Origin of the sequence: Corynebacterium sp. c3Ub_189, from assembly GCF_039907195.1 — a bacterium.
Lineage (GTDB): Bacteria > Actinomycetota > Actinomycetes > Mycobacteriales > Mycobacteriaceae > Corynebacterium.
This window is the reverse complement of record NZ_JASBOF010000003.1, coordinates 145,716-158,672: the sequence shown is the minus strand read 5'-3', so window position 1 is coordinate 158,672 and position 12,957 is coordinate 145,716. Positions and strand designations below refer to the sequence as shown.

The following is a 12,957-nucleotide window of genomic DNA, read 5'->3' as shown; positions in this document are numbered from 1 at the left end:
GCCACAAACCACAAAAGCCTGTGCTGGCGTCCAAAAAATTACTACAAAGAAAAATAAACGGTTCCCTCAACCCGACGGGGTCAAAAAAGAGGAAACCAAAAAGTTGAACACAATCACATGCCAACCAATCCATCTCAATGCAGCCGAAACACCAAACAGCATTCAAATAAGGTACGTGTTCCACATACCCAACCGGCACACACCAACCAACAAACCACCTAGGCCTGCTGGCAGACAAACCAATCAACACACAACCATGCACACAAAAAATAAAAAGTACATTGGCACACTATTGAGTTCTCAAACATCATCCGCACACCACAAAAAATTAACTTTCCGTTAACCTCTCGTTGGCGGCTCGTACAAACCTACTCAACTCATTGAACCCTGTCAAATCCTTGAACCAAGCCCGTACAAAATTCGCAAAGAAGTAACCTCCCGGCTACCTCGCGGCGACTTGGATAAATGTAGTCCACCCTCTTCAACAATGCCAAATCCCCAGCACACAACGGAAAAAGGTGTGCTGGGGATGTCGTTAAAAGAGCTCTTCTTCTTGAGTTCTTTCAATTGTGGCACCGAGGCGCTGCAGATTTTCTACAAAGTTGGGATATCCGCGGTCGATGTGGAAAACATCGTGGACCGTAGTGGTCTCATCCGCACATAGTGCAGAAAGTACAAGACCGGCACCCGCACGGATATCGGAACTCCACACGTGAGTAGAAGAGAGTCGTTCTTTACCGCGGACTACTACATGGTGGCCGTCAACCTGGGCGTCGGCACCCAAGCGCAGCATTTCATCCACAAACCGGAAACGGGATTCAAAGACATTCTCCGTAATGACGGTCGTTCCGTCCGCAATGGCAGAGATGCCAATAGCCATCGGCTGCAGGTCGGTGGGAAACCCCGGAAATGGGAGGGTCTGGTAGTCCACAGCCTGTGGTCGCTGGTCCATGCGCACGCGGAAACCATTCTCATAGGTCTCTAGTTCCGCGCCGGCGGACTTCAGCTTTTCTAGCGGCAGGTGCAGGTGGCGCGGGGAAATTCCACCCACGGTGATATCACCCTGGGTCATGGCTGCAGCATACGCCCACGTGCCTGCCACAATTCGGTCACCAATAACCTCATGCTGGGCGGGCTGCAGCTTATCGACGCCGCGGATGGTCACCACTGAGCTTCCCTCACCCTCGATGTCGGCACCCATGGACTTGAGCATGGTGCACAGATCGACGATTTCCGGCTCGCGAGCTGCATTATGGAGGACGGTTTCGCCTTCGGCGAGAACCGCAGCGGTAAGGATATTTTCGGTTGCGCCTACGGACGGGAAGTCTAGGCGGATATTCGCACCACGCAGGTGCGTAGCCTCTGCCACGACGGCACCATGCTCAATACGGGTGGTGGCGCCGAGCTTCTCTAAGCCGGTCTGGTGCATATCGAGCGGACGGGAGCCAATCGCGTCACCACCGGGCAACGCTACTTTTGCGTGGCCACAGCGTGACGTCAAAGGCCCGAGCACGCAGACGGATGCGCGGAATTGGCGGACCGCGTCGAAATCCGCGTTGGATTGCGGCTGTGCAGGGGTAGTAATCCGGACCTCAGAGCCCTCGATGACTACCTCGCAGCCGAGCCCCTCAAGAACCTTCTTCATGAGGGGGACGTCCAGAATTTCTGGGCAGTTGGTCAGCGTCGTAGTGCCCTCTGCCAGCAAGGATGCGGCCATGAGCTTCAAGACGCTATTTTTTGCGCCATCTACTTTAACGGTGCCCTCAAGGCGGGCACCGCCGGAAACAATAAACTGATCTTTCACAACTGCCTACGCTACCGGTTCTTAAGGCAACGCGCCGATGCGACGGGCGGCATTAACCGCCTCGTAGCGGGTATGCGCACCGAGTTTGCGCATTACCGAGCGCAAATAAGACTTCACGGTTTCTGCGCCGATCCCCATTTCCTCGGCCGCTTCTACGTTGGTGTGGCCTAGGGCCACACAAGAGAGAACGTCGAGTTCACGGGCGGAGAGCTTGGTAGATTGCTTCACGCGCACCGGCGAGACCATCTGGTCACACAGCGTCTCTAGCTCCTTGCGCAGTTCTTCGTCTTCTACGCGGTTGGCCAACATGCGCAGCTTGGAGTGGGTGGAGCGGACCTGTTCCCACTCGGCACCGTTCATGACGTGGCCCCGAGCCGCTCCACCCTTGGACCCATCGGCACGTCGCATGGCGGAATTAACGGCCAGGTCTTGCTCTAGGGTGCGCGCGGTCATCGTCACTTCTTCAATGACCTTGTCGCCCAAACGAACTGGGGAGTGCACGCCTACGTAGAGGACGCCGCGAATTTCGCGCTGCACAGTAACGGGCACGGCCACGATGGAGTGCAGGCCCTCATCCTGGATTACGCGGTCATTCTCGTGCGAAATGGTGGTGGCACGAGTGTAATCGGAGACACCTACCGCGCGGCGAGTGCTGACCACTCGGCCACCTACACCGACGCCGGAGTCAATGATCAGATTCTGCAGCGCTGGGGTCCGTAGCCCCACCCACTGCGTGATCTGCAGGCGATTATCGGGCAGCAGCGTGGCGTACATCGTCACCGGAATACCTGTAGCGGTCTTCAGGGACGACAGGGCCGCGCGTACGGATTCTTCATCATCTTTGAGGCGATGCGACTCCATGAGACTCTTTCCTCGTCGGGGGTAACCAAGCAGGTGTACCCGTCCTCCCCCGGGAATTTGGGGATCAGCGGGCAACTGAGTGGAAGTATAGACAGCATGTGGGGGTAATTCGAAATCGCCCTCGGCTTATCTGGCGCTGCAATCCCACATGAAATGCCCGAATGCCCGGTCTAGAATTTATATACTGACTGGTCTACTTGTGTAGTGTACGCTTGCGTTGTACGCGATTTGAACCCAAATCTGATTCCCAAAGGAGTCCACAAAATGGCTGTCTACAACAACATCATGGAAACCATCGGCGGCACCCCACTGGTCCGCCTGAACCGCCTTACCGAGGGCAAGGGCGCTACCGTGCTTGCCAAGGTTGAGTCTTTTAACCCGGCAAATTCCGTCAAGGACCGTATCGGCAAGGCCATCGTTGAGGCCGCTGAAAGGTCCGGCCAGCTCAAGCCGGGCGGCACCATCGTGGAGGCCACCTCCGGCAATACCGGCATCGCCCTGGCGCTGGCTGGCGCCACCTTGGGCTACAAGGTCATTCTGACCATGCCGGAGACCATGTCCAATGAGCGCAAGGTGCTGCTGCGCGCTTACGGCGCAGAAATCGTACTGACCCCTGGTGCGGCTGGCATGCAGGGCGCCGTCGACAAGGCGAATGAAATCGTCGCCGAGACCGATAACGCCATCCTTGCCGCACAGTTCGCTAACGAGGCGAACCCGAAGATTCACGAGGAGACCACCGGCCCAGAGATTTGGGAAGACGCCGAGGGTAAGGTTGACGCCTTCGTTGCTGGCGTAGGCACCGGCGGCACCGTTACCGGTGTGGGCCGCTTCCTGAAGTCCAAGAACCCAGACCTGCACTTGGCTGCGGTTGAGCCGTCCGACTCCCCTGTCCTGTCTGAAGGCCACGCTGGCCCGCACAAGATTCAGGGCATCGGCGCTAACTTCGTTCCTGAGGTACTTGACCGCGAGCTTCTCGACGAAGTCTTTACCGCCACCACCGAGGAGTCCATCAAGGCATCCCGCGACCTGGCTACCCAGGAAGGCCTGCTGGTTGGCATCTCCGCCGGCGCCAACGTTTCCGCAGCTCTGAAGCTGGCGGAGCGCCCAGAGTTCGAGGGCAAGACCATCGTGGTTGTCCTGCCGGACTTTGGTGAGCGCTATGTCTCCACCATCCTTTTCGAGGACATCCGCGAAGCTTAAATTGCTTCGCTTGAATAAAAGCACCCGCCAACCTTGGCGGGTGCCTTTTTTATGCCAGTACTATGTGGGCATGAACATTATGAGCTACATCCGTGAAGACTTAGCAAATGCAAGAGATCACGATCCGGCCGCACGTGGCGACGTCGAAAATGCAGTAGTGTACTCCGGTCTCCACGCGGTGTGGTCTCACCGCATTTCGCACTGGATGTGGAAGCGCGGGCTGCGCGGGCCCGCGCGCATCTTGGCGCAGATTAACCGCTTCTTTACCGGCGTGGAGATCCACCCTGGCGCCACTATCGGCCGCCGGTTCTTTATTGACCATGGCATGGGCATCGTTATTGGTGAAACCGCAGAGATTGGCGATGGCGTCATGCTCTACCACGGCGTCACCCTCGGCGGCCAGGTCCTTACCCAGACCAAGCGCCACCCCACCGTCGAAGACAATGTCACCATCGGTGCGGGCGCCAAGGTGCTCGGTCCGATTACAATCGGTGAAGGATCGGCTATTGGCGCCAATGCCGTGGTGACGAAGGACGTTCCCGCGGAGCATATCGCGGTGGGCATTCCGGCCAAGAACCGTCCGCGCAACCCGAATGAGCGCATCAAACTGGTTGACCCCGACTACTACATCTAAATCCTCTCCCAGCGGCTCACAGGCAACTGTGGGCCGCTTTTATATGCCCTCTGGGCGCAGCAGGTCGCGGTATTCGGGATTCTTTTCTATAAAGCGCGCCACGGCGGAGCAGGAAGCAATGACTTGCTTGCCGACGCCCCGGACGTCGTCAAGCGCGGCCTTAATCAGCGGCGCGGACAATCCTTGACCACGGAAAGCATCCTTGATGACCGTGTGGTTGAACTCGCGGGTCGTGTCTGCGTCTACATAGTGGCACGAGCCCGCCTCGACACCGTCCACGGTAAGGACGTAGCGGGACTTATCGGGCTGGTGTGCAATAGCGTGTTCCATGTGCCCATACTAAAGCAAAATGGCCCCTCTTACGAGGAGCCATTATTGTGGCCAGAGCCAGGATCGAACTGGCGACCCCACACTTTTCAGGCGTGTGCTCTACCGACTGAGCTATCTGGCCAGAAACCCGAAGGTTTCCGCGACCCTGACGGGACTTGAACCCGCGACCTCCGCCGTGACAGGGCGGCGCGCTAACCAACTGCGCCACAGGGCCATTTTTAATTATGCGTGCCCTCTTGGGCACGGATAGTTACTTTACAGAAGACTCCCAATGCTCACCAAATCAGCACGTCAGAAAGCTATTTAGAGCTCTCCAGCGGATCTTTTCCGCCCAAGTTCATCTCAAAGCGCTCATAGTCTTCCATTGCAGCAAAGTGCCGCGAGTAAAGGTCACAATCTCGATCCACATGGCCGTAGAGAGCGGGTGCGACATCGACAATGTGGCGCAGCCACAGGCCCTCATATTCTTGCTCATGGGCCCGTGCCTCGACCTTCCGGTGCGCCTCCTCATCCGAGCCTGCATAGACGAGAAAGAAGTCCTCTCGGAAGAAGTTAGAATGCTCCGAGCTTTGGGAGGCGAGTTCAAAGACAGCGATTCCGACGTATGGCTCCATAGCGCCAGCCTAACAAAACAAAAGCAGCAACCGCCGAATCGATTGCTGCTCATTCTGCGACCTTGACGGGACTTGAACCCGCGACCTCCGCCGTGACAGGGCGGCGCGCTAACCAACTGCGCCACAAGGCCAATCGAATATCCAATTCGAACCAACACTTTCGTGTTGGTACCCCCAACGGGATTCGAACCCGTGCCGCTGCCGTGAAAGGGCAGTGTCCTAGGCCGCTAGACGATGGGGGCCCGTCGCGCTAAGGCGACCTCTAGAAATATACTGGAGACCTCACCTAGTTACAAAATCGCTCCCCAAGAAAGATTAGGAACCATGTCTGACCAGCATCAAACGTGCTCCTGCCACGAGCCGCACGTACACGGATATAACGCGGATTCTAAGAGCAAGGATCGCTACCTTGCCCGACTCAAGCGCATTGAGGGGCAGGCACGCGGCATCCACCGCATGGTCGAGGAAGACCAATACTGCATCGACATCATTACCCAGATTTCGGCGGTGAAGTCGGCGCTGGAGAATGTCTCACTGGCGCTCCTAGAAGACCATATTGAGCACTGTGTGGCCGGCGCCGCCGCCGAGGACGGTGAGGTAGCCACCGAGAAACTAGAAGAGGCCATGCGCGCCATTAAGAAGATGGTCAAAAACTAAAAGGAGCCACCCAAAAAGGTGGCTCCAGTTGTGGGCCCTGTGGGGATCGAACCCACGACCTGCGGATTAAAAGTCCGTAGCTCTACCAACTGAGCTAAAGGCCCAACGTCGCTACATTTTAGCGTGCGGTATTTGCAAAGTCCTAATTAGGGGGCGTCGGCAAGCGAAAGGCGCCCAGCTCGCCGCTGAGCGCCTGCCGGGGCGTGGCTACATTAGCCGCGCATATCGCCCTTCTCCATGAAGCGGACCTGGAAGTCAAAGGCGGTCTTCAGGTCGTGCGGGGTGTGCTGGAACTTGTTTTCCTTGGCACGGTTGAAGTATTCCTCGAGCAACGGACGGTAATCCGGATGTGCCACGGAGATAACCTTCTCCACGCGTTCCTTCGGCGCCAGGCCGCGCAGGTCGGCTACGCCGTACTCGGTAATGATGACCATGGTGTCGTGCTCGGTGTGGTCCGTGTGGGACACGAACGGAACCAGTGCGGAAATTGCGCCATCCTTGGCCACCGACGGGGAAACGAAGGTGGAGATATACGCGTTGCGGGTGAAGTCACCCGAGCCGCCGGTGCCGTTCATAATGCGAGAGCCGGACACGTTGGTGGAGTTGATGTTGCCGTAGATATCGGCCTCAATCATGCCATTGGAGGAAATCAGGCCGACGCGGCGGATGACCTCTGGGTGGTTGGAAACCTGCTGCGGACGGAGGATGATGTGCTTGCGGTAACGCTCTGCGTCCTCATTCATCTTCTCTGCGTAGTCCGGGGACAACGCGAAAGAGGTGGCGGAAGCCATGGTCATCTTGCCCGCATCGATGAGATCGAGCATGCCGTCCTGAATGACCTCGGTATAGGCCTGAATATTCTCAAACTTGGAATCCAGCAGGCCGGCCATCACGGCGTTGGGGACGTTGCCCACGCCGGACTGCATGATGAACTTGTCATACTCGAGGCGGCCCGCAGCAACCTCCCCCTCGAGGAACTCGATGAAGTTGGCGGCGATCTTCTCGGAAATCTCGTCCGGTTCCTTGAACGGCGCGTTGCGGTCCGGGGCATCGGTCTTAACCACTGCGACAACCTTGTCCTCCGGGACCTCCATGTAGGTGGTACCGATGCGGTCGCCCGGCTTAGTGATAGGGATTGGCTGGCGGTTAGGCAGCTTTTCAATGCGGTAGATATCGTGCATGCCCTCGAGGTTGATGGACTGCCACTCATTGATCTCGATGATGATCTTATCGGCAGCCTCGATGAACTCGAGGTTATTGCCCACTGCGGAGGACGGCACCACGTGGCCTTCTTCGGTAATGCGCACGGCCTCAATAATGGCTACCTGGAAGTCACCGTAGAAGCCCTCTTCTACCTGCTGGCCCGAGTGAGACAGGTGGATATCCTGGTAAAGCGCGGTTCCATCATTGAACTGCTTACGCAGGGTGGGATCGGAGTTATAAGGAGAGCGGAAGCGAATCGCCTCAGCTTCCGCCAGAACGCCATCGCAGTCCGGGGCGGTGGAAGCGCCGGAGAAGATGTCGATCTTAAATTCCTCGCCCTTTTCATGTAGAGCCTTGGCCTTCTCTGCAATAGCGGTGGGCAGACCCTTGGGGTAGCCAGCACCGGTGAAGCCGGAAATGCCCACGCGGTCACCGTGGTTGACGTGCTGAGCAGCCTCTTCTGCGGAAACTACGAGCTTCTCGAATGGGGCATACGCAATTCTTTCGGACAAGGGTAATCCTCCTTCATTAAGGGTCCAGCCAAAATAACGGCCGTCCTAAATAGTTACACAGCCCACATTAGCGAATCTTTGCAAGATTTCCACCACTCTTGTGTGATCCCTACCCCATAAAGCAGAAATAGGGGACGGCGCCACTGTGGGCCCGGTTGCTATTTTCCCCCGTTAACTAGCACAATTGGGGCGTGAATTTGCGCATTGGACACTACGATCTCTCCTCCCCCGTCATCCTCGCCCCGATGGCGGGGGTAACCAACGTTGCCTTCCGCACGTTGTGCCGTGAGCAAGAGCTGGAGCGCACCGGCACGGTGTCTGGCCTCTACGTTTGCGAAATGGTCACAGCCCGCGCCTTGGTTGAGCGCAATGAAAAGACGCTGCACATGACCACCTTTGCGCCGCAGGAGGATCCCCGTTCCCTGCAGATCTATACGGTGGATCCGGAATATACCTATAAAGCCGCGAAGATGATCGTCGATGAAAACCTGGCGGACCACATCGATATGAACTTTGGCTGCCCGGTTCCCAAGGTGACCCGCCGCGGCGGCGGTTCCGCGCTGCCTTATAAGCGACGCCTCTTTGGCAATATCGTCTCCGCCGCGGTCAAGGCCACCGAGGGAACCAATATCCCGGTCACGGTGAAGATGCGCGTGGGCATTGACGACGAGCACCATACGCATCTCGACGCCGGGCGTATCGCCGTCGAGTCCGGTGCCGCCGCCGTTACCCTACACGGCCGCACCGCCGCTCAGCGCTACTCCGGCGAAGCACGATGGGACGAAATCGCGCGCCTCAAAGAACATCTGGCAGATACTGGCGTGCCAGTGCTGGGCAATGGCGATATCTTCCGTGCCGAGGATGCCCGCCGCATGATGGAACAAACCGGCTGCGACGGCGTGCAGGTAGGCCGCGGCTGCCTCGGCCGCCCGTGGCTTTTTGCCGAGCTCGGCGCCGCACTGCGCGGTGAGTCAATTCCGGCAGAGCCCACCCTGGGCGAGGTAACCCAGGTAATCCTTCGCCACGCAGAGCTACTGGCGGAGCACGATGGCGAGGACAATGCTTCCCGCGATATCCGCAAGCACATCGGTTGGTACCTGCGTGGTTTCCCGGTTGGTGGCCAGGTCCGCGCGGGCTTAGCCAAGGTCAATTCCCTCGATGCCTTGCGTGAGCTCCTTGCGCCTTGGGCGGATTCCGACGCCCTGGCTGCCGACGCCGACGGAGCCCGCGGCCGCCAGGGCTCGCCATCCAAGGTGGCTTTGCCGGATGGCTGGCTCGACGATCCCGAGGATGATTGCGTTCCCGTTGCTGCGGACATTATGAATTCCGGCGGATAGCCTGACAGCAATTTAAGAGCAGCTAAATACATACAGGAATCGTGCATTTAACCCCTTCTTAAGTTGCGCAAAAGCGAAAAGTTTTCGCTATTATCTTTGGCATGCGTGCCGCCTACAGGGAACACTTAGATAACTTCTCCCATGACCTCATCGTGATGTGCGATACCGTGCGCACCATCTTGGATAAGGCTTCGCAGGCACTACTGCAAGGCGCCTTGGACTCCGCGGAAGATGCCCTCACCATGACTGAGGAGCTAGATGAGATCCGCGTTAGGTGCTCTGAGCGTGCTGTAACACTTTTGGCGCTGGAAAACCCCATGGCGCAGGACCTCCGTCAGGTGGTCTCCTCGATTTATATCGTGGAGGATCTCTACCGCATGGGCCGGCTTTCCCAGCACATCGCGGACTCCGCGCGCCGCCGCCACCCTGACGCCGTGGTACCGGCGAATTACATCGGCTACTTCGAGGAGATGTACCGCCTCACTGAAGAAATGGGGTCGGTGCTGCACGATATCCTCGTCACCCCTGATGCGGATTTGTCCGTCAACCTCCGTGCCGACGATGATGCAGTGGATGATATCAACTCCCATATTCTGCGCATCCTGACTCAGCGCGAATGGGAAGGCAGCGTGCGCGAAGCCGTTGAGACCTCACAAATTACGCGCTACTACGAGCGCTATGCGGACCACTGCGTCTCCGTGGCCGGCCACATCATCTATCTGACCACGGGTCTCTTGCCCAATGTCTACGCCAAGAAGCTAGAGGAGGACAAAAAGGACGCCGAATTTGAAGCACGGATGGCAGAACTCGAGCGTCAGTTTCGCCGTTAGACGGATTTAAGCGTCAAAGAAGGGGGCCGGTTCAAACCGGCCCCCTTTCTCTCGGACAATCTCTCTTACTCTTTAGCCAAAGCGGCCAGAGATGTAATCCTCGGTCTCCTTCTGAGAAGGATTCTCGAAGATCTTGGTGGTGTCGTCGAACTCCACCAGGTGGCCCGGCTTACCGGTTGCTTCTAGGGAGAAGAAGCCGGTCTTATCGGACACGCGGGCTGCCTGCTGCATGTTGTGGGTCACAATAACGATGGTGAAGTTTTCCTTCAGCTCATGGATGAGGTCCTCCACGGCGAGGGTGGAAATCGGGTCCAGTGCGGAACAAGGCTCGTCCATGAGCAATACCTCTGGCTCCACGGCGATAGCGCGGGCGATGCACAGACGCTGCTGCTGACCACCGGAGAGGCCACCGCCTGGCTTGTCCAAGCGATCCTTAACCTCATCCCACAGGTTGGCGCCGCGCAGGGACTTCTCCGCAACTTCCTTGAGCTTCTTCTTGTTCTTTTCACCGGACAGCTTCAGGCCTGCCACCACATTGTCCTCGATGGACATCGTGGGAAATGGGTTTGCCTTCTGGAAGACCATGCCGATGGTATTGCGTACGGATACCGGGTCAACCTTCGGTCCGTAGATATTGGTGCCATCCAGCAGGATTTCACCCTTCACGGAGGCGCCAGGGATAACCTCGTGCATACGGTTGATGGTGCGCAGCACGGTGGACTTACCACAGCCGGAAGGGCCGATGAATGCGGTCACGGCCTGGGCCGGGATCTGCATGTTCACGTTCTGCACGGCGTGGAAGTCGCCGTAAAAAATGTTCACGTCATTGAGCGCGAGCTTAGACATTTGGGAGTTTCTCCTCTAGCAAGTGTATGGCGGAATCGAGTGGTACGGCGTTTACTTCTTAACCGAGAACTTCGCGGAAACGATGCGGGCCGCAATGTTGAGGACGGCGATCAGGATAACCAGCGTCAACGCTGCTCCCCAGAGCTTGTCCAGTACGGCGGGCTGTGCGCCGGCCTTGTACATATCCAGCATCATCAGCGGGAGCGAGGACTGAGAGCCCTTGAAGGCATCCCAGTTGATGACGGAGGAGGAACCAACCAAGACCAGCACCGGCGAGGACTCACCCATCACGCGAGCAATCGCCAGCATGATGCCGGTGACGATGCCGGACAGTGCGGTAGGCAGAACGATGCGGGCGATGGTCTTCCACTTCGGAACGCCGAGTGCGTAGGACGCCTCACGCAGATCCATGGGGACCACGCGTAGCATCTCTTCGGTATTGCGCACCACAATTGGAATCATCAGCAGCACCAGGGACAACGCCACGGCGAAGCCGGAGCGGCCAAAGCCGAACAGAGTGATCCACATGGCAAAGATGAACAGGGCCGCAACGATGGAAGGCACACCGGACAGGATGTCCACCATGAAGGTGGTGATGCGGCCGAGCCAGCCGCCCTTGGAGTACTCCACCAAGTAGATGGCGGTAAAGATGCCGATCGGAATAGAGATAATGGAGGCCAGAATGGTCTGGACAAAGGTACCCACGATGGCGTGAGCGGCACCGCCACCAGAAGAGCTATTCATGATGCCGCGCTGGGAAGCGGTCCACCACTCAGGGTTGAGGATGACGCCACTGCCGCGGGCAATGAGTTCCCACAGAACCCACACCAGCGGAACCATGGCCAGAATCATTGCGCCCCAGACCACCGCGGTGGCGATGTTATTGGTCATCTTGCGGGAGCCGGAGATGTCCAGGAAGGTCGCGCCGCCTTGGGAGGCAGGCTTGGCATTAGTAGTCGTAGTCATTGATCCTCCCCTCCTTACTTACTCTTCACGATGGCGCGGGCAATTGCGTTGACCACGAAGGTCAACAAGAACAGCATGAGGCCGGCGGCGATGTAGGCACCAGCGCGCATCTCGTTACCGAACTCGGCAGATGCCAGGGCGATGGCCGTGGCGAAGGTCGTGCCGCCGTCGAAAAGCGAGAAGCGGAAGTCAATCAGCGGGGATACAACCATGTACAGCGCCATGGTCTCACCCAGTGCACGGCCCAGGCCGAGCATAGAGCCGGCGATGTAGCCGGACATGCCGAATGGCAGAACGGTCATGCGGATAACTTCCCAGCGGGTAGCGCCCAGAGCCAGGGCGGATTCCACCTGGCCTGGAGGGGTCTGCACGAAGACCTCGCGCGCGGTAGCAGCGATGATCGGCAGAATCATCACGGCAAGCACGATGCCACCAGTAAACAGGTTGCGGCCGGTTGCAAACGACGGCGAGTTATCGAAGACGTGGAATAGGAAGAAGCCACCGGCCCAGGATTCCAGCCAGGAGTAGAAGCCGGACAGTGCCGGGCCAAGAACCTGCCAACCCCACAGGCCGTAGACGATGGACGGAACTGCAGCGAGCATGTCCACGAGGAAGCCGAGCGGCTTAACCAAGCGGGCAGGCGCGTAGTTGGACAGGAAGATGGCGATGGCTAGGGCCACCGGCATAGCCAGCAGGAGGGCGAAGACGGAGATGAGAACGGTGGTACCGAACATGGTTGGGATACCGAACTTCATCGCGGAGGTATCGGAGGTCTCCCAGCGGCCACCGTAAGTGAAAAAGCCCATGAGGCCGCCGTCGTTGACGCCCAGTGCGGGAACCGCACGCCAGAGCAGGAAGGCGGCAATGGCGGCAATCATGACGGTGATAAGGGTTGCCGAAGCAGTGGACAGGAACTCGAAGATACGGTCACCCGGGCGCTTAACGCCGCTATTGGAGCTGGTGGCAACTACCTCGTCGTGTCCGCTGTTGGAGACTCGCTCGGCAGAGGTGGCGTTTGCATCCGTCTGCTCTGGAGCCGTGGTGAGATTATTGTCTGCCATGAGACTGTTAATCCTTTTCAGCGTTAAAAATGGAAAATATCGTTACATACCTGCGCCCCCAAAGCGCGAATCGTGTGCGGCAGTGGGGGCGGGAGGTATTAA

14 protein-coding genes and 5 tRNA genes are annotated in these 12,957 nt (G+C 58.0%); 6 read left to right on the top strand and 13 right to left on the bottom strand.

What is annotated here, in order from left to right:
- Positions 1-343, top strand: a 343-nt coding sequence (locus tag QKD99_RS02870; RefSeq protein WP_347950656.1) for a hypothetical protein, incomplete at its 5' end; no start/stop codon positions are given.
- Positions 344-535: 192 nt separating this feature from the next.
- On the opposite strand, the gene murA is transcribed toward QKD99_RS02870, so the two are convergent.
- Together murA and ramA are read right to left on the bottom strand one after the other, a co-directional pair.
- Positions 536-1,804 (bottom strand): UDP-N-acetylglucosamine 1-carboxyvinyltransferase, encoded by a 1,269-nt coding sequence (murA, locus tag QKD99_RS02865; RefSeq protein WP_239278180.1) that lies wholly within the window; start codon positions 1,802-1,804, stop codon positions 536-538.
- A 21-nt stretch (positions 1,805-1,825) separates the two neighbouring features.
- On the bottom strand, positions 1,826-2,665 hold the full coding sequence (gene ramA / locus QKD99_RS02860) for an acetate metabolism transcriptional regulator RamA (protein ID WP_005325834.1): 840 nt from the start codon (positions 2,663-2,665) through the stop codon (positions 1,826-1,828).
- A gap of 264 nt (positions 2,666-2,929) precedes the next feature.
- Between ramA and cysK the strand changes: the two genes are divergently transcribed.
- Together cysK and epsC are read left to right on the top strand one after the other, a co-directional pair.
- Entirely contained in the window at positions 2,930-3,865 is a 936-nt protein-coding gene (cysK, locus tag QKD99_RS02855) for a cysteine synthase A (protein ID WP_347950655.1), read from the top strand.
- Positions 3,866-3,935: 70 nt separating this feature from the next.
- Positions 3,936-4,499 carry a serine O-acetyltransferase EpsC gene (gene epsC / locus QKD99_RS02850; protein WP_086589216.1) on the top strand — a complete coding sequence of 188 codons (564 nt, stop codon included), beginning with the start codon at positions 3,936-3,938 and terminating at the stop codon, positions 4,497-4,499.
- Positions 4,500-4,538: 39 nt separating this feature from the next.
- On the opposite strand, the gene QKD99_RS02845 is transcribed toward epsC, so the two are convergent.
- The 6 genes from QKD99_RS02845 to QKD99_RS02820 all read right to left on the bottom strand — a co-directional run bounded on the left by QKD99_RS02845 (position 4,539) and on the right by QKD99_RS02820 (position 5,685).
- Positions 4,539-4,829, bottom strand: a complete 291-nt coding sequence (locus QKD99_RS02845; RefSeq protein WP_284767165.1) for a GNAT family N-acetyltransferase — start codon at positions 4,827-4,829, stop codon at positions 4,539-4,541.
- 48 nt (positions 4,830-4,877) lie between these two features.
- Positions 4,878-4,950: transfer RNA gene (locus QKD99_RS02840), tRNA-Phe, on the bottom strand.
- A gap of 19 nt (positions 4,951-4,969) precedes the next feature.
- A tRNA-Asp gene (locus QKD99_RS02835) sits at positions 4,970-5,043 on the bottom strand.
- Between the two features lie 85 nt (positions 5,044-5,128).
- Positions 5,129-5,443 carry a DUF4288 domain-containing protein gene (locus QKD99_RS02830; RefSeq protein ID WP_269953840.1) on the bottom strand — a complete coding sequence of 105 codons (315 nt, stop codon included), beginning with the start codon at positions 5,441-5,443 and terminating at the stop codon, positions 5,129-5,131.
- 57 nt (positions 5,444-5,500) lie between these two features.
- Positions 5,501-5,574, bottom strand: a tRNA-Asp gene (locus QKD99_RS02825).
- A 35-nt stretch (positions 5,575-5,609) separates the two neighbouring features.
- A tRNA-Glu gene (locus QKD99_RS02820) sits at positions 5,610-5,685 on the bottom strand.
- A gap of 82 nt (positions 5,686-5,767) precedes the next feature.
- Here QKD99_RS02820 and QKD99_RS02815 point away from each other — a divergent pair.
- Positions 5,768-6,100, top strand: coding sequence for a metal-sensitive transcriptional regulator (locus QKD99_RS02815; protein ID WP_005325826.1), 333 nt, complete (start codon positions 5,768-5,770; stop codon positions 6,098-6,100).
- A 31-nt stretch (positions 6,101-6,131) separates the two neighbouring features.
- Here QKD99_RS02815 and QKD99_RS02810 read toward each other — a convergent pair.
- Positions 6,132-6,204 (bottom strand) — tRNA-Lys (locus QKD99_RS02810).
- A 108-nt stretch (positions 6,205-6,312) separates the two neighbouring features.
- The gene (locus tag QKD99_RS02805) at positions 6,313-7,815 is read right to left on the bottom strand and encodes an acetyl-CoA hydrolase/transferase family protein (protein ID WP_239273287.1); all 1,503 of its coding nucleotides are present in this window, start codon (positions 7,813-7,815) and stop codon (positions 6,313-6,315) included.
- Between the two features lie 191 nt (positions 7,816-8,006).
- Here QKD99_RS02805 and dusB point away from each other — a divergent pair, with 191 nt between their 5' ends.
- A complete protein-coding gene (gene dusB / locus QKD99_RS02800; protein ID WP_239273288.1) occupies positions 8,007-9,152 on the top strand; it encodes a tRNA dihydrouridine synthase DusB in 1,146 nt (381 codons plus the stop codon).
- 101 nt (positions 9,153-9,253) lie between these two features.
- On the top strand, positions 9,254-9,982 hold the full coding sequence (gene phoU, locus QKD99_RS02795) for a phosphate signaling complex protein PhoU (protein ID WP_239278187.1): 729 nt from the start codon (positions 9,254-9,256) through the stop codon (positions 9,980-9,982).
- Positions 9,983-10,054: 72 nt separating this feature from the next.
- On the opposite strand, the gene pstB is transcribed toward phoU, so the two are convergent.
- Genes pstB through pstC form a run of 3 tightly spaced genes read right to left on the bottom strand, consistent with a single transcriptional unit; the run spans position 10,055 to position 12,855 of the window.
- Complete coding sequence (gene pstB / locus QKD99_RS02790) at positions 10,055-10,828, bottom strand: phosphate ABC transporter ATP-binding protein PstB (protein ID WP_023019857.1); 774 nt, start codon at positions 10,826-10,828, stop codon at positions 10,055-10,057.
- 51 nt (positions 10,829-10,879) lie between these two features.
- Positions 10,880-11,794: a phosphate ABC transporter permease PstA gene (pstA, locus tag QKD99_RS02785; protein WP_239273290.1), complete on the bottom strand. Its 915-nt coding sequence runs from the start codon at positions 11,792-11,794 to the stop codon at positions 10,880-10,882.
- A gap of 14 nt (positions 11,795-11,808) precedes the next feature.
- Positions 11,809-12,855, bottom strand: a complete 1,047-nt coding sequence (gene pstC, locus QKD99_RS02780; protein WP_347950654.1) for a phosphate ABC transporter permease subunit PstC — start codon at positions 12,853-12,855, stop codon at positions 11,809-11,811.
- Positions 12,856-12,957: the final 102 nt, after the last annotated feature.

Excerpts from the sequence above, each read along its gene's own strand:
- cysK (WP_347950655.1), top strand. The coding sequence starts at position 2,930 with ATGGCTGTCTACAACAACATCATGGAAACCATCGGCGGCACCCCACTG.
- pstC (WP_347950654.1), bottom strand. The coding sequence starts at position 12,855 with ATGGCAGACAATAATCTCACCACGGCTCCAGAGCAGACGGATGCAAAC.
- phoU (WP_239278187.1), top strand. The coding sequence starts at position 9,254 with ATGCGTGCCGCCTACAGGGAACACTTAGATAACTTCTCCCATGACCTC.
- ramA (WP_005325834.1), bottom strand. The coding sequence starts at position 2,665 with ATGGAGTCGCATCGCCTCAAAGATGATGAAGAATCCGTACGCGCGGCC.
- pstA (WP_239273290.1), bottom strand. The coding sequence starts at position 11,794 with ATGACTACGACTACTAATGCCAAGCCTGCCTCCCAAGGCGGCGCGACC.
- QKD99_RS02830 (WP_269953840.1), bottom strand. The coding sequence starts at position 5,443 with ATGGAGCCATACGTCGGAATCGCTGTCTTTGAACTCGCCTCCCAAAGC.
- pstB (WP_023019857.1), bottom strand. The coding sequence starts at position 10,828 with ATGTCTAAGCTCGCGCTCAATGACGTGAACATTTTTTACGGCGACTTC.
- epsC (WP_086589216.1), top strand. The coding sequence starts at position 3,936 with ATGAACATTATGAGCTACATCCGTGAAGACTTAGCAAATGCAAGAGAT.
- QKD99_RS02815 (WP_005325826.1), top strand. The coding sequence starts at position 5,768 with ATGTCTGACCAGCATCAAACGTGCTCCTGCCACGAGCCGCACGTACAC.
- QKD99_RS02845 (WP_284767165.1), bottom strand. The coding sequence starts at position 4,829 with ATGGAACACGCTATTGCACACCAGCCCGATAAGTCCCGCTACGTCCTT.